Genomic DNA, 24,748 nt, shown 5'->3' with positions numbered 1-24,748 from the left:
GTGAGCGCGTTGCCGGGTTGAGTGGAATCATAGGCCCCGTGAGTGAGCGCGTTGCCGGGTTGAGTGGAATCATAGGTTCAGTGAGTGAACGCGTTGCCAGAGTAAGTGGATTCGTGGAGCAATAATCCTCGTTTCTCTGTGTGATTTAATGAAGTTCCCATATTTTTTCGGACACAATCACTAGCGGCTCAAAGCGACACACTCGCGGCCAAAAGCGACATACTCGCGCCCGATAGCGTCTCACTCGCCGGGCAAAGCGACACACTCGCGCACAAAAGCGACTCACTCACGCCCCATTGCGTCCCACACCCCCCTGAAAGGAGGCCACTTCCTTGTTCATATCCTTCCTAATCTCCCGCTCTCCCTGGATCGGATTTTATCTGGTTGCACTTTTCCTTGCGGATCTCCTTCTTTACCTGGACAGTGGGCTGCCGGTGTCGACGGGGGCGGTTTTGTATTTCAACGTGCTGCTCTTGGCGGCGCTTTTGCTGTTCGTTGTCTGGCGGTTCCGCCGGGAGACCCGGTTTTTGAAGGAAATCCGCTCTCTTGAAGAGGAGGCGCTGGCGGACTGGGAGGATTTGCTGCGGGGACGACCCGCAGGTCTTGACGACGTCACGGCGGAACTTCTTCAAAAAGCATCGCTTGCGCACAAGCGGGAACTGGGGGCTTTGAGGGAAAGCCGGCTCATTGAAGCCGATTATACGGCGGCGTGGGTTCACGAGGTGAAGGCGCCGCTGACGGCGATGAAGCTTCTCCTCGATGAGCACCGCGGGGAGCCGGGCATGCGGGCGCTTTCCGCGGAGTGGCTGCGCATTCACTTGCTGATCGACCGCCAGTTGTACATTTCCCGGCTGCCGACGCTTGCGTCTGATTTCATCCCTGAGACGGCGGGCGTGCGGTCGCTTGTGGCGCCGGAAGTGAGGGAGCTTGCGGCGTGGTGCATGGAGAAGGACCTTGCCGTCGAGCTGGAGGGGGAAGACGTGATGGTCCGCACGGATGTAAAGTGGGCGCGGTTTGTCATTCGCCAGGTTCTCACGAATGCGGTGAAATACAGCCCGGCCGGCGGCACGATCCGCATTTTCGCAGAAAAGGATGAAGGGGGAAGCGCGGTGCTCCGGATTGAGGACGAAGGTCCGGGCATTCCGGCGCATGACATTCCGCGGATCTTTGAGAAAGGATTCACGGGCGGCACCGGCCGGATTCACAATGCCGCAACCGGTCTCGGCCTGTATCTCGCAGACGCCGTCGGCTCGAGGCTCGGCATGGGGTTGGGGGTCGTGTCGAAGGAAGGAAGCGGGACGGCGGTGACCGCAGTGTTTCCGAAGGAGAATGAGTTCGACCGGATTTTGCATAGTTGACGAGGGACTGTCCGCGGTATGCCGGACGGCCCTTTTTTCCTGTCCAAGGCCTTTCCTCCCGTGTCTTCCGGCATAGACGAATCTCCTAAGTGGTTATATTGTAGTATTTACACTATTCTAACAAAAGAGATACGATGGACGGAACGAGAGGGGCGGGCGGCGGACTGTTGGTTAATTATTCTTACTAACCAACCCCCAGGCCTGATTCCTTTCGAAACAGAAAAACGAAGGGAGACAGAAGATTGAAGAGGCTATGGTATGGAGTATTGTCCGTCCTGCTCGTCACGTCGCTCGTCCCAAGCGCCATTTCGGCGAAAAAGCAGGAGGAGCCGGACGCGGAATTGTGGAGTGCCGTGAAGCCGCTGGAAACGACGGTGACTTTCCTGAACACGGGGGCCCACCCGGACGATGAGCGCAGTGATTTCCTCGCTTATCTTTCAAGGGGGCTAGGCGTGAAGACGTCCAGCCTGATCGCCAACAGGGGCGAAGGCGGCCAGAACGCGATCGGCAATGAGCTCGGGAACGGACTCGGGATCATCCGTTCCAACGAAATGGTGGAAGCCGCCAAAGTGAACGGCGTCAAAGCGTATCACCTGAGCGAGACTACTTCCGATCCGATCTACGACTTCGGCTTCTCGAAATCCCCGGAGGAAACCCTTGAAAAGTGGGGCGAGGAAGTCACGTATTCCCGGCTCATCCGGTTTATCCGGACGTACCAGCCGGACATCGTCATGCCTTCGTTCCTCGATGTGGACAGCCAGCACGGCCATCACCGGGCAATGAATGTGCTGTCTGTCAGGGCATTTGAAGACGCGGCCGATCCAACCGTCTTCCCCGAGCAACTGAAAGAAGGTCTCGAGCCTTGGCAGATCAAAAAGCTTTATCTCCCCGTCTCCAAAGATGAAGCGACGACTTCAATCGAAATCGGCGGTTATGATCCGGTCTACGGGATGAGCTATCCTCAGCTCGGCGAGGCTTCCCGATATCTTCACAAGAGCCAGGGAATGGGCCGGGAAGTTCCGGTTGAACCGCGGCAGACGCATCTTTTGCTGGCGGATTCCGCAGTGGAAGCGGACTCGTCCGATCTGTTTGCGGGAATTCCATATGACTTCGACGAATGGGCCAACGCGGTCCGGGACAAAAAGCTGAGCGGCAAGCTGGCGGATCTCCAGGAAAGCCTGGATGAAATCGTCGATGCCTATCCGGACCGCACGGCCATCCTGCCGAAATCCCAGAAAGCGCTCGATGAAACAAGAAAGCTCGCCAAGCATGTGGAAAAGTCAAAACTGGCAGGCGAAGTGAAGCATGACCTGCTTCACAAGCTGGAACTGAAAGAAGAGCAGCTGCAGGAAGTCAGTTTCATTTCCTCGAATCTGGAAACGACCATCAATATCGGTTCCTACGTCCTGACGCAGGGCGAGAAAACGGAAGTGATGGTCGAAGTGAAAAATAACGGCCGGCAGAAAGTGCAGCATCTCGAAGCGGAACTTCTCACGCCTGACGGCTGGAAGCACGGGGGCAAGGCCAAATTGAAACATCTCAAGCCGGGCGAATCCGGGAAAGTCACCTTTGACGTGACGGTGCCGGAAGATGCCGGCTACTTTGAGCCTTACGCGGACCCTGCGCTGCAAGTCCGGCTGTCGTTCAAGGAAAAAGGCACCGAAACGGTCCGTGTGCAGGATCTTGACAACACGGTCAGCGTACTGCCGGAGCTGAGCGTGACGCCGGATCCGGTCAATATCACCGTGAACACGGCCGATGTCCAGGATGAGATCCCGGTCAAGGTCCGGGTGAAAAACTACCGGGCAGGCGAGACGGAAGCGACCGTTTCCCTGAAGCTTCCGGAAGGGTGGAAAAGTGAGCCGGAATCTATTGAAACGGCTTTCGGAGCACGCTTTGAAGAGAAAACCGCGGCCTTTACACTGATTCCGCCCGCAACCGTCGAGGAAGGCGACTTCACCGTCGAAGCAGTGGCCGAAATGGACGGGCAATCCTTCAACACAACCGTCCAGGAGATCAAATACGAGCACATCAACGACTCGTATTATCTGTACCCGTCCGTCATCAACGGAGTGGCGTTTGAAATGCTGAAGCCGGAAGGCCTGAAAGTCGGGTACATCGACAGCGGGTTTGACCAGATGGCGGATGCATTCAGCAACGCCGGATTTGATATCACGAAGCTGACGCCGGAAGACCTGGCAAGCGGCGATCTTTCCCAATACGACACGATCGTCACCGGCATCCGGGCCACGCTCGGCCGGGAAGATCTGCTTCAGAACAATGAGCGCATCAAGGAATACGTCCGCAACGGCGGCCACTTTGTCATGCAGTATGTGACGGCCGCCGACCCGTGGGATGCGGAGCTCACACCGCCTTACCCGCTTAAAATCGGGACGCCGTCCATCCGGTGGCGGGTGACGGACGAGACAGCGGAAGTGACGATGACGAAACCGGACCATCCGCTGTTCAACTATCCGAACAAGATCACCTCCTCTGACTGGGACAACTGGGTCCAGGAGCGGGGCCTGTACTTCCCGATGGAATGGGACAGCCGATATGAAACGTTCGTTTCGATGGCTGATCCTGGGGAAGATCCGTTCACAAGCGGAATCCTTATGGCGGAGTACGGGGAAGGGACGTATCTTTATACGAACCTCGTCTTCTACCGGCAGATCGGTGCGCAGGTGCCGGGCGGATACCGCATCTTTGCGAACCTGATGAGCTACGGAACTCAGAAATAAAAGAAGGCTACCCTTCACGTTGAACCAGCAAAAGGCAAGGACGGCGGTTGGCTGCAAAACGCAACCGAACTCCTTGCTTTTTGCTTTTCGGTCAACGCCTTCTTTCTAATCCATATAATATTGAGAAATTTCCGTGAAAGCCTTTACATGGGCTCTCTTTTCTACTACAATAGCCTCAAGAAGTTAGTAAGTTAATTTAACAAACCAACAAAGGGAGAAATGGGCACCCGGATCAGAAGTCCGGCTGTGCCGCAGCGAAAAGGATCAATGTCTGCGGATTGACCGGCAGGAGTAAGGGGCAACGTCATGCAGAATATGAATGAAGAATCAAACAGGAACCGGAATGCCAGGCAAGTGCTTCAATGCGTGCAGATGGCCGGATCCACCACAAGAACGGAAATTGCCCGGAGACTTTCACTCAGCAAGCCGACGGTTTCCACGATCATCGCCGAACTGATCGAGGAAGGATGGATTGTGGAGACGGGAAGCGGGGAGGCGTCCGCAAGCGGAGGCCGGAAGCCGGTCAATTTGAGGTTCAATCCGAAAAAAGCCTATTGCATCGGAGTGGACATCGGCGGTACGAAAGTGGCGGTCGGCGTGACGGATTTGAAAGGGGAACTGGAAAGCTACCGCACGTTCCCCACTCAGGAACACCTGGAACGGGATCTGTTCGGAACAATCCGCGAAAAAGTGGAGGAAATGAAAAAAGAACTGTCGATCGGGGACGGCCAGATACTGGGCCTCGGGGCAGGTGTACCGGGGGTCACGAACGTCCAAACCGGGGTGGTCGAAGAAGCCCCCGCCCTTCGCTGGAAGAACTTCCCCGTCCGGATGAAGCTCGAGGAACTGTTCCCTTTTCCGGTGTATGTGGACAACGACGTGAATATCGGGGCGCTCGGGGAGCATTGGAAAGGGCTCGGCCGCGACAAGCGAAATTTGATCTTCATCGCCGTCGGGACCGGCATCGGCAGCGGAATCATCCTCAACGGACAACTGTTCCGCGGCAGCCATTACAGCGCCGGTGAAATCGGTTACATGGTCACGGACCGGACTTTGTCGAAAAAGTATGAAGCGTCCTTTGAAGGCTACGGTTTTCTCGAAAGCATGGCGGGCGGCACGTCGGTCGGCATCAGTTTGTCGAGGCGGCTCGGCCGGCCCGTCTCGGCACGCGAAGCATTTGAGCTTTACCGTTCAGGAGATCCGGCAGCCGTGGAGGAACTGGGGACGGCCCTCCAGCATCTGGGGATCGCCATCGCAAACTATGTGTCCATCCTGGATCCGGAGCTGATCATTTTAGGAGGTGGTCTGGCACAATCATTCGATGTAATCCATCCGGTCGTCTCAGACATCGTGAAGCAGCATGCACCGAAGGAATGCGAGATCGTAAAGACGGCGTCCGGCAGCGAAGCCGGCGTGATCGGGGCAGTCGCACTGCTGTTGAAAGAACACGAGGGCATTTACAACATTTAATGGAGAGGGGTAGTTGATTTGGGGAAAATGTTCAAGAAAAGCTGGCTCCTGCTGGTGGCCGCACTGTTCGCGCTCATGCTGGCCGGCTGCATGGCGGACTCCGGCACAAAAGACAACGCGGATGCCGACAAAGGGACGGATGACAAGTCCGACACAGGCAAAAGCGAAGGGGAAGACAAGCCGGCTGCAGAAGATCTCGAAGACAAAGTCGTCATTTATTCACCGCACGGCAGCGACATTCTGGGGGATTTCAAACAGCAGTTTGAAGAAGAGTACGGCATCAAGATGGAGTTCCTCGACATGGGCTCGCAGGAAATTCTCGACCGGGTCCGCTCCGAGAAAAACAACACCCAGGCGGATGTTTGGTGGGGCGCTCCTCAGGTGAACTTCGACCAGGCAAAAGACGAAGGCCTCCTCGCCGAGTACAAGCCGTCTTATGCGGATGCGCTCGATGACATGTACCATGACGAAGACTGGATGTGGAGCGGAACGTCGATGACACCTGAAGTCATCATGTACAACAACAAGGAAATTTCCGAAGAGGAAGCGCCGACAGACTGGGATGACCTGGTCGATCCGAAGTGGAAAGACGAGCTGATCATCCGCTACCCGCTCGCTTCGGGAACGATGCGCACGATTTATTCCGCGATGATCTACCGCACTTACAAAGACACAGAAGACACGCAGGAAGGCTACGATTGGCTGAAGAAACTCGACGCCAATACAAAGGAATACTCGGCCAACCCTGAGCTGATGTACAACCAGCTCGCAAAAGGCGTCGGCACGCTCACGGTATGGAACATGCCGGACACCGTCATGCTGGCCGAGGAAAAAGGCTATCCGTTCGGCTATGTGCTGCCGGAAAGCGGAACGCCGGTCTTGACGGAAGGGATTGCGGTCATCAAGGATGCCCCGCACCCGAAAGCCGCCGAAGCGTTCTATGAATTTGTCAACACGAAGGAAGCCGCGAAGCTTCTCGCCGAGAAGTACTACCGGATCCCGACCCGTGATGACGTCGATGACCTTCCGGAGTGGATCACGGAAGCCGAAGACAAAATCAAGCCGATGGACATCGACTGGGCGCTGTTCCAGGAGAAATCCGACGAGTGGATGGACTACTGGGACAACCACATCAAAAGCTCGGACAAAGAAAAGGGAGAGTAACCTGCAGGCTGCATGGCACTCTGTATGAAAATCAGCCACTGACATCGGACTATCGCAGGCGAGGGTGCCGGCGGTAGTCCTCCTTATTTAAGGGAAAGGGTGTGAATCAAATGTCCATCGTTCATTTATCAGCCATCACCAAGCAGTTTGGAAAAGTCACGGCGGTTGAAGACCTGGACTTGCAGATCGGGGAAGGCGAATTCTTCACGTTCCTTGGACCGAGCGGATGCGGGAAGACGACGACCCTCCGGATGGTTGCGGGGTTTTATTACCCGACGAAGGGGGTCGTCAAGTTCAACGACCGGGACATGACGACCGTTCCGCCGGAAAAGCGCAATACGGGCATGGTGTTCCAGAACTATGCGCTGTTCCCGCACATGACCGTCTTTGAAAACGTCGCGTTCGGCCTGAAGGTCCGCAAGCTCGGCAAGGCGGAAACAAAAGAGCGCGTGGAGGACGTGCTCAAGAAAGTCCGGCTCGACCAGTATGCGGAGCGCCAGGTGAGCCAATTGTCGGGCGGCCAGCAGCAGCGGGTGGCATTGGCGCGGGCAATCGTCATTGAACCGGACATCCTGCTCCTGGACGAGCCGCTCAGCAACCTGGACGCGAGGCTGCGGGATGAGATGCGGGCGGAGATCCTCCGGCTCCAGCAGGAATACAAGATCACGACGATCTACGTCACGCACGACCAGGTGGAAGCGCTGACGATGAGCGACCGGATCGCCGTGTTCAACTTCGGCAAGTGCCAGCAAGTCGGCACGCCGACCGAAATCTACAACGAGCCGGTCAATGACTTCGTTGCCGAATTCATCGGCGAGACGAACCTGCTCCCGGTGACCGAGACGGGGGCGGGCGAAGGGCGCCGGGTCTTCCGCGTGGACGCACTTGGCCAGGAAGTCACCGTCAACGAAACGACGCTGAACATCGCCGAATACGGCAAAGAAGATGACCTGCGCATGTCGATCCGCCCCGAGGCCGTAGAAGTTTCCAAGACCCGTCCTTCCGGTCTCAATGTTTATCCGGGCACGGTGAAAAATGTCCAGTTCACCGGAGCAGCCGTACATACTTATGTGGAAATGAACCAAGGCCTGACACTTGTCGGCACGGCGTTGAATCAGGGACCGAGCACTTACCTGAAGGAAGGCGCCGATGTGTTCGTCCGCTTGCCGGAAGACCAGATCCGCATCGTTCCGAAAGCGGGGGTGTGACGGATGCCAAACTTGAACCATTCGAATCCGGCGGCACAGGGGAAAGGCGGGAAGCGACATGTTGAATGCTGAAAAGCGGAGAACGTACATCCTGCTCATCCCCGTCATCCTCGTCCTCGTCGGGTATGTGCTGTATCCGACCTTGCGAACGGCCTATGAAAGCTTCCTTCACAACGGGGCTTTCTCGATGCAGAACTATGAGGACTTCTTTGGGACGAAAGCAAGGGCGAATCTCCAGGCGCTCTGGAACTCGGTATGGATTTCACTGCTGTCCGTGCTGTTCAGCGCACTGATCGGGATTCCGCTCGCCTACATCTTCAACCGGTATGAATTTCCGGGCAGGCGGTTCTTCTCGAACATCGCGATCATGCCGATTGTGCTGCCTTCGCTCGTCGGCGTCATGGCGTTCATGTTCCTTTACGGCGAAGCGGGCCTCGTTCCGAATGCGATCAAGGATCTGCTCCATCTGTCGGACGTGCCGTTCAAGATCGGCGGAATCTCCGGCATCCTGATCGTGCACGCGTACACGATGTACCCGTACTTCTACATGACGACTTCGTCGGCGCTTGCCAATCTGGATCCGTCACTTGAGGAATCGGCATCGAACCTCGGTGCGGGACGCTTCAAGGTGTTCTGGCAAGTGACATTCCCGCTGCTGACGCCGGGAATCGTCGCCGCCTCGCTCCTCGTCTTCATGGTGTCGATGGCGAGCTTCAGCGCGCCGTTCCTGCTGGCCGGCGGATTCCGGGTGCTGAGCCTCCAGATCTATTTCTCGAAGATCAACGGGGATCTGGAAATGGCGGCCACACAATCCGTCATCCTGTCGATCGTGTCCATTTCGTTCCTGCTGTTCATGCGCTGGTATCAGAGCCGGAAAGATTACCGGATGGCGTCCAAGGGGATCGGCGCCCACCGGAGCGAGGTGAGCAACCCGCTCCTGAAGTGGACGATGGTCACCGCCGGGATCGTCGCGATGATCATCCTGCTCCTGCCGCATGCCACCTTGCTGCTCTTGTCGCTCGTGCCGGAAGGGACCTGGACGTGGCAGACGTACCCGACGGCATTCAACTTTGAAAACTATACGATGCTGTTTGACACTCCATATATTTGGGAGCCGGTGCGCAACAGTCTGATCATGGCGTTCCTTGCCTGCCTTGGCGTGTTCGTGTTCGGGATCTTCACTTCCTACGCACTCGTCAAGCGGAACTTCATCGGAAAGAACCTGCTCGATATCCTGGTCATGATTCCGTGGGCGCTTCCGGCGACCGTCGTGGGGATGAACCTCATCCTCGCCTTCAACTCGCCGAACCCGTTCTCGTTCGGCCAGATCCTCGTCGGGACATTCTGGATCCTGCCGCTCGCCTACTTTGTCCGCTTCCTGCCGCTCGTGGTCCGTTCAACGAACGCGGTGCTGGAACAGCTGGACGATTCCATCGAGGAAGCGGCACAGAACCTGGGAGCCAAGTGGTTCTACACCTTCAGGAAAGTCGTGATCCCGATCATCCTGCCGGGGGTTCTCAGCGGGACACTGCTTGCATTTGTCCAGGCGGTCGGTGAATTCCCGACGTCCGTCCTGCTTTATACGATCGGCAACCGTCCGATTTCCATTGAAATTATGAATCAGCTGCGCATGTTCAACATCGGGCAGGCCGCGGCTTACGGAATGATTCAAGTCGGACTGATCGCGATCGTCATGTTCATCTCCAGCCGGTTCCTCGGCGTCAAGGCCGAGAAGTCGCTCGGCTGATGGTTCAACCAACAAAGTAAAAGAGGTGCTCATTCCGTGACTGCTTGGAGAAAGGAATTTATGTTGTCCGACGGGGAGTCGTTCCCCGGCAAAACGTATGTGGATGTGCTGCTGAGGCCCGTGTTTGACGAGCAGCGGGAGTATTTGTTCGATGCGATGTTTGAAGTGCATGCGGCGCACACGAAAATGCTGGCGGAGCAGGGGATCCTCAGCAAAGTGGAGGCGGAAAAAATTCTCGGTGCCATCCGGAAAGTCGAAGGGATGGACCGCAGCGCGCTCACTTATTCCGCCGACTACGAAGACCTTTTCTTCCTCGTCGAATCCAAAATCGGCGAGCTGATCGGCGATGAACTCGCGGGAAAGATGCATATCGCAAAAAGCCGCAACGACATGGGCGAGGCGATGTACCGGATCGTGCTCCGGCAATATCTGGACGAAACCACCGAAAACGCGAAGAAGCTGGCGGGGGCGATCCTCGCACAGGCGACCGAGCATGTCGAGACCGTCATGCCGGCGCACACGCACACCCAGCCGGCGCAGCCGACGACGTTCGGCCATTACCTCGTCGCCATCTATGACAACCTGAGCCGGGACATCGAGCGGCTGGAGCGTGCCCGCCGGACGGTGAACCAGTCGCCGATGGGCGCGGCGGCCATCACGACGACAGGCTTTCCGATCAGCCGAGAACGGATGGTCGAGCTGCTCGGGTTCGACGGGATGATTGAAAATTCCTATGACGCGATCGGCACGGGAGACTACCTGATCGAGGCGGCCCAAAGCCTGATCAGCCTCATGACGAACATGGGCCGCTGGATCCAGGAGTTCCTCCGGATGGCGTCCAAGGAAGTCGGCCTGCTCCGCGTGTCTGACGCCTACGTCCAGATCTCGAGCATCATGCCGCAAAAACGGAATCCGGTGTCGATGGAGCACTCGCGTGCGCTTGCTTCGAGCGCCGCATCGGAGGGCCTCGCGGTCATCCATATGATTCACAACACCCCTTACGGCGACATCAATGACACCGAAGACGACCTGCAGCCGCATCTGTACGCCGGATTCGAGAAGGCGAACCGGGTGCTCCGGCTCATGACGGCCGTCGTCCTGACATTCGAGTTCGACAAAGACCGTGCCCGCCAGCAGGCCCGCGAAAACATGATTACGATCACCGAGCTCGCAGACGTGCTCGCACGCGAATACGGCGTTTCCTTCCGCCGCGCCCATCACAAGGCGAGCATCATCGCGCGGGAAGCGGACCGCCACGAGCATGAATTGTACGAAATCCCGCTTGAGACGATCAACGGATGGCTCGGTGATGTGCAGCTTTCTGCGGAAGACTGGAAAGCGATCGTCGATCCGGTTGCATTCGTCGAGCGCAGAAGCATCACGGGCGGACCAAATCCGGATGTTGTGCGCGACATGATTAAGCGCAGGCAAGAAAAGAGTTCATAACAGGAAGGACCGGCGGCCGGGCGAGGCTTCCGGTCCTTTTGGCATCTTGACGGACGGAAATCCCGGGGATATAATAAGCGGTTGTATATTCTGGGAATTGCGGTTTTAGAACCGTTGCAAAGGAGTCCTCTGTTCAATGATGTCATTATATGCCCGGCTGTTCGGTCGTTACTGGAACCCGTACACCGCGCTCATTGCGGCCGGCGTGCTCAGCGCGCTTTATTTTGGCCTCACCGGCACGGTCTGGGCGGTGACCGGCGAATTCACCCGGCTCGGCGGCCATATGCTGAACCTGTTCGGCGTTGACACGTCCGACTGGGCCTATTTCAACCTCGTCGGCATGGAAGGCACGACGTTCACGCGTTCGGACGGCTGGATCGTCTGGGGCATGTTCGCCGGGGCGCTCATCACCGTCCTGCTTTCAAACAGCTTCAAAATCCGCGTGCCGAAACAAAAGCGGCGGCTCATCCAGGGGCTCGTCGGCGGCATCATCGCCGGCTTCGGCGCCCGCCTTGCCCTCGGCTGCAACCTCGCCGCGTTTTTCACCGGCGTGCCGCAGTTTTCCATCCACTCGTGGATCTTCATCGTCGCGACGGGCTTCGGGACATACCTCGGCGCCCAGATCACGAAAACGAAATGGTGGAAAGGGAAGCCGGCCCTCACCAAAGGATCTGCCGTTTCTAAAACGCGGCAAAAGCGGGTCATCCAGCCGTATGTCGGCGGCCTGGTGGCCCTTGCGTACAGCGTGCTCATCATTGTCTTCTTCGCAACCGGAAAGCCGCTGCTCGGAACGGCCGCGATTTTCGGTGCCTTGTTCGGAATCCTGATCGAGCGCGGCCAGATCTGCTTCACTTCGGCATTCCGCGACCTGTGGCTCACCGGCCGCAGCCTCATGGGCAAGGCGATCATCGCCGCCATGGCCGTGAGTTCGGTGTGCACGATCGTGGTCATTGCCTTTTACGGCATGGAGCCCATCACGAAAATCGCCTCGCCCGGCACGTTCGTCGGCGGCTTTCTGTTCGGCCTCGGCATCGTGCTCGCGAGCAGCTGCGAAACCGGCATGATGTACCGCCTCATGGAAGGGCAGGTGCTTTACCTCGTCGTCTTCGCCGGCAACCTCATCGGCGTGACGTTGCTCGCCTACGCCTGGGACCACCTCGGCGTGTATGATCTGCTCGTGGCGAGCGGGGAGAAAGTCAACCTCGTGACCGCGGTCGGGCCGGTCTGGGCGATCATCGCCACGCTCACGATGCTCGCCGCCTGCTGGGTGTTCGTCGACTACTGGGCGAAACACAAACGCTACCGCATGACGGTGAAAAGGGAGGAAAAGAAACTTGTCAGCTGACTTCACACTCGACCTGCGCGGCGAATCGTGCCCGTACCCGGTCATCTACACACTCGACGCACTGAAGGACATGCAGCCGGGCCAGCTTCTGCAGGTCATCACCGACTGCCCCGGCTCATTCCGCAACGTCCCGGAGGAAGTCGTTTCGCACGGCTACCGGCTCATGAAAGACCCGGAGAAAAACGGCCAGGAATATTTGTTTTATATTGAAGCCTGATTGAGAGGGGACGCCTGGGTGCGTCTCTTTTTTTGTGGGCGGAGCCACTGCGCGGGTGTTTATCCACATGTGGATAAGGGTACGGCAGGGGAATTCATCCACAAAAACGGCGGATTCATCCACAATTGGGGGATAAGGGAGAGGAGGGATTGGCTTAAGAGTCCGACTCGCGCGCGTAAGAGTCCGATTCTCACGTTTAAGAGTCCGATTCATGTGCGTAAGAGACCGATTCTTCCCTTTAAGAGTCCGATTCCCGCCCAACCTTACGAAATCGTCACATTGGAAGGCCGGTTTGTCACGACAATCGAACGACCGGCGGCGAGGGTCCGCGTTATGATAAAGACAACAAATCGGGCGGGGCGCAAAGCACACCCGCCGACCGGGAGGAAATCAGCATGCAGCAAGACGGTTTGATTCTCGAAGCGCACGGAGTCCGGAAGTCGTTCGGATCAAAGCAAAACGCCCAGGAAGTGCTCAAAGGCATCGACCTGCGCGTCAAAGAAGGAGAATTCGTCGGAATCATGGGGCCGTCGGGGGCGGGGAAGACGACGCTCCTCAACGTGCTCGCCACGATCGACCGCCCGACGTCCGGCGCAATCCGGATCGGCGGGCAGGAAACATCGAAAATGAAAGATGCGCAACTGTCCACGTTCCGCCGCGACAAGCTCGGCTTCATTTTCCAGGACTACAACCTGCTCGACACGCTCACCGTGAAGGAGAACATCCTCCTGCCGGCTTCACTCGGCGGACTGTCGAAAAAAGCGGCGGAAGCCCAGTTTCAGGACATTGCCGGCATTCTTGGCATCACCGACCACGCAAGCAAATACCCGCATGAAATATCAGGGGGGCAAAAACAGCGGACTTCTGCCGCGCGGGCGCTCATCAACGAACCGTCGATGGTGTTCGCAGACGAACCGACGGGCGCACTGGACTCCAAATCGGCCGCTTCGCTTCTCGGCACGCTCGAAGACATCAACCATAAGCGCGGCGTCACGATCATGATGGTCACGCACGATCCGGTCGCGTCCAGCTACTGCAGCCGGGTCGTCTTCCTGAAAGACGGTGCGCTTTATTCCGAACTGTACCGCGGCGACAAGTCCCCCCAGGCATTTTTCCAGGATATCCTCAACGTGCAGGCCGTTCTCGGGGGTGACCGCGTTGACGCTCGTTGATCTCGTTTTCCGCTCGATGCGCAAAAACATCAGGCACTACTACTTGTACTTCTTTGCGCTCATCTTCGGCGTGACGCTGTTCTTCATCTTTTCGACGCTGCAGTTTGACGGAGCGGTGTCCGGAGAAACCGACTTGTCGGCGAAGATGACGTCCGGCTTCAAGGCGGCCACGGTGCTGCTGTTCGCCATTCTGCTCATTTTTGTCACTTATGCCAATGACTTGTTCCTCACAAGACGCAGCCGTGAAATCGGGCTGTATCAGCTGGTCGGGCTCACAAAACGCACCGTGTCCCGGATGCTGATCATCGAAAACGTGCTGCTCGGTGCCGGTGCATTCATCATTGGAATCGGCGCGGGGCTTCTCGTGTCACGGCTGTTCCTGCTGCTGCTCTTGAAGCTGATCGGATATGAAGGAACGGTCAGCCTGTCGTTCAGCGGCGCCGCGTTCAGCCAGACGGCGATGCTGTTTGCCGTTCTGATCGTCGTCACGTCCTTCCGGATGTTCATTAAAGTCCGCCGCACGAAGCTCATTGATCTGTTTAATGAAGACAAAAAAGACGAGCATCCGAAGCAGCCGAAACCCGTCACCTCGGCAATCCTCGGCATCGTCGGCTTGGCAATGATGATTTTCGGCTATTGGTTCGCCAACTCAAAATATATGCTGAATGCCTTTTTGCTCTTGAACATGCTGATGGTCCTGGCACTGGTCATCGTCGGCACGTATCTCGTGTTCCGCGTGACGATCGGATGGATTCTGACGCTGTACCGCCGGAGCCGCAACGGACAGATCGGCCTGAAGGGTGCCTTGTCGGTTGCCCCGCTGATGCACCGAATGCGGGCGAATGCCAAATCGCTTACCGTGATCACCACGCTGTCCGCGATGACGCTGGCCATGACTGGATTTGCCTTTTCAATGTATTACTCGACAGGGCAGGAGGTCCGGGTCGGAACACCGCATGATTTCATGTTCACGGAAAGGGAAGAGGCAAACGAGCCGTTGCCGGAAGAACTGGCGGGCCAATTCGCAAAGTCACTGGACGACGCCGGCATTCCTTACAACGAACAGGCGATCACCTACGTGCACACGATCGGCATGTTCAACGGAAAGCATTTTCCCGAGATTCTGGAACTTGAAGGCCGTACTGTGGATGTGCTCGTATTCGACTGGGATCAGTTGAATGCATCCGGACTGGAAACTGAAGTCCCGGCGAAAGGGGAAGCTGTTTTCCATGATTCCGGACTGTCCTGGCTGCTCACGGACAAAACCTTCCCGTTTGATGCGAGCCTGCAATCCGGCGACCTCAAGGAGAACTTCCGGGTGAGCGAAATGGGGGATCGCCAGGTGACGAGCGGCTACGAAGGCGTCACCACCGAGTTTGTGGTTAAACATGACAGTTACATGAAGTTGAAAGACGCGGCACCGCCCGAATCTCTTCACACCGTTGTCGGGTTCAATCTGAAAGACAAAGACGATCTGAAGGAAGCCTCCAAGCTGTATCAGGAGATCAATCCCGGCAACACGCGGCTCGATTACTATCTTTCCTACCAGGATGCCATCTCCTATAGCGGAATCATGATCTTCATCACCGGATTCCTCGGACTCGCATTCCTGGCATCCACCGGCAGCATCCTGTATTTCAAGCAGATGAGCGAAGCCGAACAGGAGAAAAGAAGCTACACGACACTGCGTCAGCTCGGATTCAAGACAAGCGAAATCATGAAAGGAATCCGGCGCAAGCAGGCATTCGTGTTCGGCATTCCGCTCCTGATGGGGCTCGCCCACTCGATTTTTGCCATCAAGTCCGTCTCCATCTTCTTCACATCCGGCGATATCCGGACGCCGGTCGCCATTGCGATGATCGTCTATTCCTTGATTTACCTCATTTTCGCAGTGTTCACCGTCGGCTACTACCGGAAAACAGTAAACGACGCACTCTGACAAAAATCGCCCTCTCTTCAGCAGAAAGGGCGATTTCCCTGTTCATTTCCCGGGAAATAACTCGAAATATGTTTCATGTGAAACAGGGGTTCTGATTTTTCTGATCAACAGAGGAGTGATTTACACAATGATCGAGCTAGGATTCATCAATCACAGCCCGAGCGGAGGACTGCACAGGATTAGACAATTCCCTCCACCTTTCGACCTATTCACGTTTAAATCACTATATGTTAGGCTATATGAGCGTTAACAACACAATATCTAGTAGTACGATGGATCGGTACCGATCGCGGTTTAATAGGGAATCCGGAAAAGCCGGAGCTGTCCCCGCAACTGTGAACGCGGACGACCGCCGAAGGGCCACTGTGGGGAAAACCATGGGAAGGCAGGCGGAAGGATGACGCGCAAGCCAGTAGACCTGCCGGCCATCGTGAAGCGACACTTTCTTCGGGGTTTGAGGAGTGGAAGCGAACGGGTGCCGACCCATTCATTTCTTTTATTCTTCCATTCATTCCAGGCCCCGCTCATTCCATTTATTCAACGCAGTGGGCAGAAGCCCCGCCGAAGACTTGTTCTCGGCGGGGCTTCTGCTTTTTGTCGTTCCGTGTTTTCGAAGAACAAAGAAAAGCGACTCACTCGCGCCCGATTGCGACTCACTCGCGGTCAAAAGCGTCTCACTCGCACCGGATTGCGTCCCGCTCACGGGCGAAAGCGTCTCACTCGCCGAAAACGGCTCGCCGGCTCGAAAAAATCACCCTCGCTCCACCCATAAAAGGAGGAATCATCATGGTTACCAAACCGACGGATCATCTGGCCATCATTCATTCTCTTGAACAGGAATTCACGCCCGGGAAAATTGGACCGCTGCGGCATTCGGCGGAGCGGTATATAGATCGGCGGGGCAGCGCGGACGACAGCCTCGACGGCCATCTCATCCGCGAATCGCTCGCTCGCGTGGATGAAGCCGAGACGTTCTGGACGGACGTGGCGGCGCGGATTTTGCTCCACCGGCTGTACAAAGAACAGCAGGTTCTCCGCGGCACGCCTGACCCTTATCAAGATTTCGCCGGTCATGTCCGCCGGCTGGTCGACGGGGGCCTCTACGCGCCGTCGCTCACAGAATCCTATTCCGACGAAGAACTCAAAGAAATCGGCGAGCTCCTCGATCCGTCGCGCGACCGGCTGTTCACGTACACCGGTCTTAAAACGCTCACGGACCGGTATGTCGCGACCGACTTCGGCAAGCGGCCGGTCGAATTGCCGCAGGAGCGCTGGCTCGTCATTGCGATGACGCTCATGAGGGGCGAAACGGACGACCGCCTGGGGAAAATAAACGAAGCGTACTGGGCGCTTTCGAATTTGTACATGACCGTCGCCACGCCGACGCTTGCCAATGCCGGGAAGCCGCATGGCCAGCTGTCGAGCTGCTTTATCGACACGGTCGATGATTCGCTCCGGGGGATCTATGACTCGAACACCGACATCGCAAATCTTTCCAAATACGGCGGCGGGATCGGTGTTTACATGGGGAAAGTCCGGGCCCGGGGTTCGGCGATCCGCGGTTTCGAAGGAGCGTCGAGCGGCGTGCTTCCGTGGATCAAACAGCTCAACAACACCGCCGTTTCGGTCGATCAGCTCGGTCAGCGCCAGGGGGCGGTTGCGGTGTACCTGGACGTCTGGCACCGGGACATTCTGACGTTCCTCGACCTGAAATTAAATAACGGCGATGAGCGGCTCCGTGCACACGATATTTTCACGGGCGTCTGCCTGCCGGATCTGTTCATGGAACAGGTCGACGCGCGCGGCGACTGGCATTTGTTCGACCCTCACCAAGTGCGCTCGGTGATGGGCTGGTCGCTCGAAGATTTCTATGATGAGCGGCGCGGGGACGGATCGTTCCGCGAACGGTACTTGCAGTGCGTGGCGCACCCCGGCATTTCTTCCAAAAAAGTGCCGGCCATCGATATCATGAAGCGCATCATGCGCAGTCAGTTGGAGACGGGCGTGCCGTTCATGTTTTACCGGGACGAGGTGAACCGGATGAATCCGAACAAGCACGAGGGGATGATCTACTCGTCGAATCTGTGCTCGGAAATCGCGCAGAACATGAGCGCGACGGGGGCTGCGCAGGAGACGCTCGAGGAAGGCATGATCGTGAGCCGCCGGGCGCCGGGTGATTTCGTCGTCTGCAACCTGTCGTCGATCAACCTCGGCAAGGCGGTGCCGGCGGGTGTGCTGGAGCGGCTCATCCGGATTCAGGTTCGCATGCTCGACAATGTCATTGATCTGAATCAAATCCCGGTGCTGCAGGCCGGGGTCACGAATGCACGCTACCGCGGAATCGGCCTCGGCACGTTCGGCTGGCATCATCTGCTTGCACAGGAAGGGGTGCAGTGGGAGTCGGACGAGGCGGTCGAGCGGGCGGATCTGTTATATGAAGAGATCGCTTATCATACGATCCGCGCATCCATGGAACTGGCCCGGGAAAAGGGCGCCTATCCGCTTTGCGCCGGGTCGGACTGGGAAACCGGCGGGTATTTCGAGCGCCGCGGATACAGCGGGGACCGGTGGACGGAACTGAAGTCGGCGGTTGCGGAAAACGGCGTGCGAAACGGCTACATGATGGCCGTCGCCCCGAATTCGTCGACGTCGGTGATCGCGGGCTCGACGGCTTCGATCGATCCGGTGTTCAAGCCGTTTTACCATGAGGAGAAGAAGGATTATAAGCTGCCGGTCGTCGCACCGGATCTTGATCACCGCACGTATGACATTTACCGGCGGTCGGCCTACATCGTCGACCAGCGCTGGAGCGTCCGTCAAAACGCCGCCCGCCAGCGCCACGTCGACCAGTCGATCTCGTTCAATCTGTATGTCCCGAACACAATCCGCGCGAGCGTCCTGCTGGATCTTCATCTCCAGGCGTGGAAATCGGGGCTGAAGTCGACGTACTATACGAGGTCGACCGCGAGCGAAGTGGAGGAGTGCGAGTGGTGCCAGTCGTGACGGGGGCGGGGAGACCGTGCGGAGGTCCAGATACCGGGGAGGTGTTCTCAGATGAAGCGGGTGCTCATCGCCTATGCGACCTACAGCGGCAACACGCTGGAAACGGCGGAACTCGTCGCCGGTGAATTGGAGGCGTCCGGCTGCCGGGCGGACCTTCACCGGATCGGCGCGGAGCGGGTGCCGGATGTTTCGCACTATGACGCGCTGATCGTCGGTTCATTCACCTGGGCGGAAGGCAGCGTCCCGGAAGAAGTGAAAGACTTCATCCTCGACGTCGGCTACAAGCCGCCCCGCGTTTATGTGTTTGGAACGGGCGACACCCAGTTCGGCGGAGACGATCTGTTTTGCCGCGCCGCCGTGAAACTCGCCCGGTTCTATGAATCCTCTCTGCCTCCGCTGAAGGTCGAACAAAGCCCGCGCGGCGTGCAGGAAGCGAGGGTGAGGAAGTGGGCGGCGGGATTGCTGGAAGACGTAAGGGTATGAAGGGCGAGTGGGACGCAATGGAGCGCGAGTGAGACGCTTTTGCGCTCGAGTGAGACGCAATCCGGTCCGAGTGGGACGCTTTTGCCTCCGAGTGAGGCGCAATCCAAAAAAGGCCCTTCAGCTTGGATCAGACATCTAAAGGAGTGAATGCAACATGAGCATGACGACGAACACACGCCTTACCCGCGTGAAGGTCCTCGATCCGGTCAATCCGAACCGGGCGACGGCGATTTTCGGCGGGGAAGCGAGCGGCATCCTGAATTGGAACGACTTGAAATATCCGCACTTCTACAAGCTGCGGCAGCGGATCCGCTCGCTGTTCTGGACGGCGAATGAAGTGGACATGACCCAGGACGTGAAGCAGTTTTCCCGTCTGGACGCAAACGAGCAGGACGCATTTCTGAAAATCATCGGGCTGCTGGCGACGCTGGACGGGCCGCAGACCGACGTGGCGGCGAAATTGTCGGCGTACGTGACGGACCCGTCGGTGAAGTCGCTGTTCGCCACGATCGCCGACCAGGAAAGCGAGCACAATCACAGCTATGCGTATGTCCTGAGCTCGGTGACGGACTTCGACCATCAGGTGAGGGCGTTTGAAATGGGCCGGCGGGACGCGGTTCTTCTTAAACGAAATGAACGGATTGCGCAGGTGTACAACGACTTTGCGGAGTACCCGACCGTCGAGAACGCACTCAAGTCGATGGTGTACACGACGCTGCTCGAGGGCCTGTTCTTTTATTCCGGCTTTGCGTTCTTCTATAACTTGGCGCGCAACGGGAAGATGGTCGGCACGTCGACGATGATCAGCTACATCAACCGCGACGAGCTCGAGCACGGCAAGGCGATGAGCGACGTGTTCCGGGCGGCGATGGGCGAGAATCCGGAGCTCAACACACCGGAATTCACCGAGTGGATCTACGACGCCTACCGCCATTCGGTCGAGCAGGAAACCGCATGGAGCCGTTACGTGCTGGACGGCATCGACGGAATTGATCCCGACGAAATGGAAGGCTACATTAAATTCAGGGCGAATAAAATGCTCCGAATGCTCGGCCTGAGCGAACTTTACGAGGAGCATGCCGACAATCCGATGAAGTGGATCCGCGCCTACGTCGACTCGTTCGACAACACGAAAACCGACTTCTTTGAAGGCTCGTCGCGGCAATACACGAAAACGAGCGACCTGAACGGGTTTGATGATTTGTGAATGAGTTTCCTTCCAAACTCCTACAGAAAAAATGAAAAATCCTCCTTCAATCATGGACAAATGTGATGAAATATTTGTTATAATTGCGTCAATGAATATTTTGTCCAAAGGAGAGAAGAGCATGGCGGGTACCGCGAATAAAGAGAAAGACACGAAACCACAAAAAACTTTTGAGCAAAGGCTCCGGGCAGTGAAGGAAGTGACGGAGAAAAAACGGAAAAAAGGCGCTGTGGCGAAAGAGCTCGGCGTCCATCCGAACACGCTCAAAAATTGGATCGACGCTTTTGAGGCGGAAGGCGAGGAAGGCCTCATTCCGAAAAAACGCGGCCGCCAGCCGAAATCACCTTCTGTGGATCCGAACCGACGCCTGCGCGAGCTGGACCGGGAAGTGCGCCGCCTGCGCGAGGAAAATGAAATCCTCCAGAAATTCCTCGGCAAGGTGAAGATCAAGAAAACCGACCGCTTCGACGCCATCACCGAGATGAAGGAAGAGCATAAGGTCCGCCGCCTTTGCATGACGCTCGATGTGTCCGAAAGCGGCTATTACAACTATGTGAACCGTCCGGACAACAAGCTGTCCGACCGCGACAAGGAAGATATCCTCGTCATCCGCCGCCTCATGGAGACGGAAAACGTCGACGATGCGGACTGGATCCTCCTGGAAATGCGCAAGGAAGGCCACCGGATCAACCGGCGGCGTCTCCTCCGCCTGCTCGATCAGATGGACATGATCGAGGAAGACGGGTTTGAGCCTGAAATGAACCCGGACATCGAAGAAGCGGCGGAAGAAGAACTGCTGGAACCGGTCGCCGCGGAATAAATTACACAACGATCAACAGCCGCCGGAACATCGCATCCGGCGGCTGTTCGCTGAATGGATTGGCAAGGAAAGGGGACGGGGGACATGAAAAAGACGGTGTACATCACGCGGAAGCTGCCCGAGGAGGCGGTCGCGCCGCTGCGGGAATCGTTCAACGTGGACATGTGGACAAGCGAGGACGAGCCGGTCCCGCGCGGGGTGCTGCTCGAAAAAGCGGAGGAAGCGCATGCGCTCTGGACGATGCTGTCGGAAGAAGTTGACCGCGAATTGCTCGAGCGGGCGAAGAACCTGGAGATCGTTTCACAGCTGGCGGTCGGCTACAACAACATCGACACCGAAGCCGCAAAGGAACACGGCGTCACCGTCACGAACACGCCGGGCGTCCTCACCGAAACGACCGCAGACCTCGCGTTCACCCTCATGCTCGCCGCCGCTCGCCGGACCGGCCAGGCGGAACGGGCGCTGCGCGCGGGCGAGTGGAAATCGTGGACGCCGATGGGCTTCACGGGACAGGACATCTTCGGCGCCACGCTCGGCATCGTCGGCATGGGCCGCATCGGCGAAGGGGTCGCCCGCCGCGCCCGCGGGTTCGACATGAACGTGCTGTATCACAACCGCACACGCAAACCCGAAGCCGAATCCATGCACGGATTCCGCTACGCCGGGCTCGATGACCTGCTCCGGCAGTCCGACTTCGTCGTTGTCCTGGCGCCGCTCACCGACGAAACCCGCGGCATGATCGGCGAACGCGAACTCGGGCTGATGAAGGAAACCGCAGTTCTCGTGAACGCCGCGCGCGGCGGGATCGTGGATGAAGAAGCGCTGTGCGACGCGCTGAGGAACGGGCAGATCTGGGCCGCGGGACTCGATGTCTTCGAGGAAGAGCCGATCGCCCAGGATCATCCGCTGCTCGAATTGCCGAACGTCACCGCGCTGCCCCATATCGGCAGCGCGAGCATCGAAACCCGGCTCGCCATGATGAAGCTGAACGCCGAAGCGATTGCGGACAGGCTGGAAGGCCGCACGCCCGACAACCGGGTGGTGTGAGCGATGCGAAGGAAGATTTTATTGGCCGCGGGGCTGATTTACTGGATCGGCGCGGCAGTGAAGCCAAAGCGCGTGCGGGCGGGCGTGTGCAGGAAAGTGGAGGGAACCGGCTGAATGAAAATGAACACCAACCAGAAATTCATCCTCGTCGGCGGGCTGATCTTGTTGATCGCCGTCCTGACGATCGTGCTGATGACCTACTTCAACACGAAAGAAATCAAAACCCTCATTTCGGGATGCGAGGAAAACGGGGGGCAGTACGAGTTGACCATCACCAAGCCGCTCACGAGCGGGTATGAATTTAAGTGTGAGCGGTGAGAGAGTGAGGGAGGCCTTGTCCGGGGGGACGGGGCCTTTTTGGGTGAGTGGGGGCGGGGGTGGGAGTCCGCAGGAGAGTGAGTGGGATCATAGGTGGGTTGAGTGAGCGCGTAGAGGGGGCGAGTGGAATCATAGGAGTTTGAGTGTGGGCGGCAATAAGGAGAGAGGCCTTGTCCCTGGGGATGAGGCCTAATTGGGTGAGTGGAATCGTAGAGGTGTTGAGTGAGCGCGTAGAGGGGGCGAGTGGAATCATATGGCTGTCGAGTGAGCGCGTAGGGCGGGTGAGTGGAATCATAGGGTCAGGACTCTCTCTTCTTCAGGCGATCTTTATGGAGATGGCGAAGCGCGCAGAAAGAATAGGCAGCGGTTTTCCCCCAGCCGATCGGGTCCAGGTGACTGCCCAGGTGCCGTCTGGCCGTGCTTTCGGGAACGACTTTGAGGAAAGAGACGAATTCTTTTGTGGTGACCACAGGTTTGATTGTCAGGACATAGTCGAGCAGAGCGCGAGCGATCGACTCATCCGAATCGACGCGTCTGCAGCGGGTGCAACTGTATTGCCGTTGGGTGTCGCGATCCAGTTCGGAACCGCAGTTGTCGCATAGCAATCCAGTGAGGAAATCTGTTTTCAGTAAATGATGCCGCTCAGCCGAAGTTGTCAAATCCGGCCCTAACTGCTCCGTATGGATTCGGATGAATGCCGACTTTGCCAAGCTGTTCTCGACAAGCGGCAAGTTCCTGAATGACTTGTTCAGGTAATGATGGAGCTCTTTTACGGAAATGATTGTGGAATTGGCAGGAAGATTCATCCAGGTATTTTTCGTTGCAAACGCGACGACGCCGGCCACCGGAATATCCAGGTTCCGGTCCAGCAGCCAATTGCGGAGAGCGACTTTCTGGTTTTCCACTTGAATGATGGGACAATCAAATGTCAATACGGTACCGTCCGGCTCGATTCTCTCGATCCGTCTCGGGTACTCGAGCCAGTGCAATGTGCCGCGGATCATTTTGGCTTCGATAATCCAAATTCCTTTTTCCGTGATGATCAGCGTATCGAATTGGGCGATATAATTATGACTGATTTCCAGGCGGACATCCCGCAAAACCGTCCACCAGCCGGGCAGCTGAACGTGCCGCAAATACTGATCCACTGCCAACTCACCTTTGTAGCCGGCCTCGATCCGGCTCGCCTGCTCACCAAAAAACTTTTTCTTCTCATGCCCCGCGACCAAACGGAACTCTGACCGCCTGGCCCTCACCAAATCAATCGGATATCGCCGCTCCTGCATCTCATCGCCCCCTTACGAAAACCATATCACAGCTATAGTCCCAAGGGTATTCAACCCGGCAACTTTGAAAAATGAAGCACTTTCCGATCCCAAATTTGAAAATTGGCATCCGAAAGTGCCGTAAAATCAAATCTTCAAAATGAAGCAGAACCGCCATCGTAACTCCATGATCCCACTCACTCCTCCAACGCGCTCACTCAACCTCTGTATGATTCCACTCGCCCCGCATATCCGCTCACTCATTGCCCCAACGCGCTCACTGGCCCCCCGAGCTTCTCCCAGCCCCCAGCCGCCGCGCAGTAACTCCACGATTCCACTCACACCTCCAACGCGCTCACTCAACCCCTGTATGATTTCACTCTCCCCGCCAACGCGCTCACTGGCCCCCCGAGCTTCTCCCAGCCCCCAGGCGCCTTGCAGTAACTCACGATTCCACTCACACCTCCAACGCGCTCACTCACCCCCTGTATGATTCCACTCGCCCTGCCAACGCGCTCACTCACCGCGCCAACGCGCTCACTGGCCCCCCGAGCTTCTCCCAGCCCCCAGGCGCCTTGCAGTAACTCCACGATTTTACTCACTCCTCCAATGCGCTCACTCAACCCCTGTATGATTTCACTCGCCCCGCCAACGCGCTCACTCTCCCCGCCAACGCGCTCACTGGCCCTCCGAGCTTCTCCGGCTCTCAGCCGCCTTGTAACTCCATGATTCCACTCACTCCTCCAACGCGCTCACTCACCCCCTGTATGATTCCACTCGCCCTGCCAACGCGCTCAC

The 24,748-nt window shown here is 57.3% G+C and carries 18 protein-coding genes and 1 riboswitch; of the genes, 17 read left to right on the top strand and 1 reads right to left on the bottom strand.

Annotated elements, in window-relative coordinates; all coding sequences use genetic code 11:
* The first annotated feature begins 332 nt into the window (after positions 1-332).
* From ACFFIY_RS00235 to ACFFIY_RS00155, 17 genes are all read left to right on the top strand, one after another.
* Positions 333-1,358 carry a sensor histidine kinase gene (locus ACFFIY_RS00235; RefSeq protein ID WP_354198034.1) on the top strand — a complete coding sequence of 342 codons (1,026 nt, stop codon included), beginning with the start codon at positions 333-335 and terminating at the stop codon, positions 1,356-1,358.
* A gap of 242 nt (positions 1,359-1,600) precedes the next feature.
* Positions 1,601-4,099 (top strand): NEW3 domain-containing protein, encoded by a 2,499-nt coding sequence (locus ACFFIY_RS00230; protein WP_354198032.1) that lies wholly within the window; start codon positions 1,601-1,603, stop codon positions 4,097-4,099.
* Positions 4,100-4,405: 306 nt separating this feature from the next.
* Complete coding sequence (locus ACFFIY_RS00225) at positions 4,406-5,569, top strand: ROK family transcriptional regulator (protein ID WP_354198030.1); 1,164 nt, start codon at positions 4,406-4,408, stop codon at positions 5,567-5,569.
* Between the two features lie 27 nt (positions 5,570-5,596).
* Positions 5,597-6,733 (top strand): extracellular solute-binding protein, encoded by a 1,137-nt coding sequence (locus tag ACFFIY_RS00220; protein ID WP_354198048.1) that lies wholly within the window; start codon positions 5,597-5,599, stop codon positions 6,731-6,733.
* 110 nt (positions 6,734-6,843) lie between these two features.
* Positions 6,844-7,941: an ABC transporter ATP-binding protein gene (locus ACFFIY_RS00215; protein ID WP_354198028.1), complete on the top strand. Its 1,098-nt coding sequence runs from the start codon at positions 6,844-6,846 to the stop codon at positions 7,939-7,941.
* 58 nt (positions 7,942-7,999) lie between these two features.
* Positions 8,000-9,688: an ABC transporter permease gene (locus ACFFIY_RS00210; RefSeq protein WP_354198026.1), complete on the top strand. Its 1,689-nt coding sequence runs from the start codon at positions 8,000-8,002 to the stop codon at positions 9,686-9,688.
* Positions 9,689-9,724: 36 nt separating this feature from the next.
* Entirely contained in the window at positions 9,725-11,134 is a 1,410-nt protein-coding gene (gene argH / locus ACFFIY_RS00205; protein WP_354198024.1) for an argininosuccinate lyase, read from the top strand.
* 136 nt (positions 11,135-11,270) lie between these two features.
* Entirely contained in the window at positions 11,271-12,479 is a 1,209-nt protein-coding gene (yedE, locus tag ACFFIY_RS00200; protein WP_354198022.1) for a selenium metabolism membrane protein YedE/FdhT, read from the top strand.
* Entirely contained in the window at positions 12,469-12,696 is a 228-nt protein-coding gene (yedF, locus tag ACFFIY_RS00195) for a sulfurtransferase-like selenium metabolism protein YedF (RefSeq protein WP_354198020.1), read from the top strand. The genes yedE and yedF overlap by 11 nt, the downstream gene beginning before the upstream one ends.
* A 395-nt stretch (positions 12,697-13,091) precedes the next feature.
* On the top strand, positions 13,092-13,868 hold the full coding sequence (locus ACFFIY_RS00190) for an ABC transporter ATP-binding protein (protein ID WP_354198018.1): 777 nt from the start codon (positions 13,092-13,094) through the stop codon (positions 13,866-13,868).
* Complete coding sequence (locus ACFFIY_RS00185) at positions 13,855-15,807, top strand: FtsX-like permease family protein (protein WP_354198016.1); 1,953 nt, start codon at positions 13,855-13,857, stop codon at positions 15,805-15,807. The genes ACFFIY_RS00190 and ACFFIY_RS00185 overlap by 14 nt, the downstream gene beginning before the upstream one ends.
* Before the next feature lie 260 nt (positions 15,808-16,067).
* Positions 16,068-16,247, top strand: a riboswitch (cobalamin riboswitch).
* A gap of 346 nt (positions 16,248-16,593) precedes the next feature.
* Positions 16,594-18,810, top strand: a complete 2,217-nt coding sequence (locus tag ACFFIY_RS00180) for a ribonucleoside-diphosphate reductase subunit alpha (RefSeq protein WP_354198014.1) — start codon at positions 16,594-16,596, stop codon at positions 18,808-18,810.
* A 51-nt stretch (positions 18,811-18,861) separates the two neighbouring features.
* A complete protein-coding gene (locus ACFFIY_RS00175; protein WP_354198012.1) occupies positions 18,862-19,293 on the top strand; it encodes a flavodoxin in 432 nt (143 codons plus the stop codon).
* A 160-nt stretch (positions 19,294-19,453) separates the two neighbouring features.
* The gene (locus ACFFIY_RS00170) at positions 19,454-20,500 is read left to right on the top strand and encodes a ribonucleotide-diphosphate reductase subunit beta (protein ID WP_354198046.1); all 1,047 of its coding nucleotides are present in this window, start codon (positions 19,454-19,456) and stop codon (positions 20,498-20,500) included.
* Between the two features lie 91 nt (positions 20,501-20,591).
* Positions 20,592-21,320, top strand: a complete 729-nt coding sequence (locus ACFFIY_RS00165; RefSeq protein WP_354198010.1) for a transposase — start codon at positions 20,592-20,594, stop codon at positions 21,318-21,320.
* Positions 21,321-21,404: 84 nt separating this feature from the next.
* Positions 21,405-22,367: a 2-hydroxyacid dehydrogenase gene (locus ACFFIY_RS00160; protein ID WP_354198008.1), complete on the top strand. Its 963-nt coding sequence runs from the start codon at positions 21,405-21,407 to the stop codon at positions 22,365-22,367.
* A 120-nt stretch (positions 22,368-22,487) separates the two neighbouring features.
* Complete coding sequence (locus ACFFIY_RS00155; RefSeq protein ID WP_354198006.1) at positions 22,488-22,685, top strand: hypothetical protein; 198 nt, start codon at positions 22,488-22,490, stop codon at positions 22,683-22,685.
* Between the two features lie 299 nt (positions 22,686-22,984).
* On the opposite strand, the gene ACFFIY_RS00150 is transcribed toward ACFFIY_RS00155, so the two are convergent.
* A complete protein-coding gene (locus tag ACFFIY_RS00150; protein WP_354198004.1) occupies positions 22,985-23,971 on the bottom strand; it encodes a nuclease-related domain-containing protein in 987 nt (328 codons plus the stop codon).
* Positions 23,972-24,748: the final 777 nt, after the last annotated feature.

The sequence above is a fragment of the Bhargavaea ullalensis genome (assembly GCF_042432615.1).
Classification (GTDB): domain Bacteria; phylum Bacillota; class Bacilli; order Bacillales_A; family Planococcaceae; genus Bhargavaea; species Bhargavaea ullalensis.
This window is presented reverse-complemented; position numbering and strand designations above follow the sequence as displayed.

Excerpts from the sequence above, each read along its gene's own strand:
- ACFFIY_RS00225 (WP_354198030.1), top strand. The coding sequence starts at position 4,406 with ATGCAGAATATGAATGAAGAATCAAACAGGAACCGGAATGCCAGGCAA.
- ACFFIY_RS00220 (WP_354198048.1), top strand. The coding sequence starts at position 5,597 with ATGTTCAAGAAAAGCTGGCTCCTGCTGGTGGCCGCACTGTTCGCGCTC.
- ACFFIY_RS00215 (WP_354198028.1), top strand. The coding sequence starts at position 6,844 with ATGTCCATCGTTCATTTATCAGCCATCACCAAGCAGTTTGGAAAAGTC.
- ACFFIY_RS00210 (WP_354198026.1), top strand. The coding sequence starts at position 8,000 with ATGTTGAATGCTGAAAAGCGGAGAACGTACATCCTGCTCATCCCCGTC.
- yedE (WP_354198022.1), top strand. The coding sequence starts at position 11,271 with ATGATGTCATTATATGCCCGGCTGTTCGGTCGTTACTGGAACCCGTAC.
- ACFFIY_RS00190 (WP_354198018.1), top strand. The coding sequence starts at position 13,092 with ATGCAGCAAGACGGTTTGATTCTCGAAGCGCACGGAGTCCGGAAGTCG.
- ACFFIY_RS00180 (WP_354198014.1), top strand. The coding sequence starts at position 16,594 with ATGGTTACCAAACCGACGGATCATCTGGCCATCATTCATTCTCTTGAA.
- ACFFIY_RS00175 (WP_354198012.1), top strand. The coding sequence starts at position 18,862 with ATGAAGCGGGTGCTCATCGCCTATGCGACCTACAGCGGCAACACGCTG.
- ACFFIY_RS00170 (WP_354198046.1), top strand. The coding sequence starts at position 19,454 with ATGACGACGAACACACGCCTTACCCGCGTGAAGGTCCTCGATCCGGTC.
- ACFFIY_RS00165 (WP_354198010.1), top strand. The coding sequence starts at position 20,592 with ATGAATATTTTGTCCAAAGGAGAGAAGAGCATGGCGGGTACCGCGAAT.
- ACFFIY_RS00160 (WP_354198008.1), top strand. The coding sequence starts at position 21,405 with ATGAAAAAGACGGTGTACATCACGCGGAAGCTGCCCGAGGAGGCGGTC.
- ACFFIY_RS00155 (WP_354198006.1), top strand. The coding sequence starts at position 22,488 with ATGAACACCAACCAGAAATTCATCCTCGTCGGCGGGCTGATCTTGTTG.
- ACFFIY_RS00150 (WP_354198004.1), bottom strand. The coding sequence starts at position 23,971 with ATGCAGGAGCGGCGATATCCGATTGATTTGGTGAGGGCCAGGCGGTCA.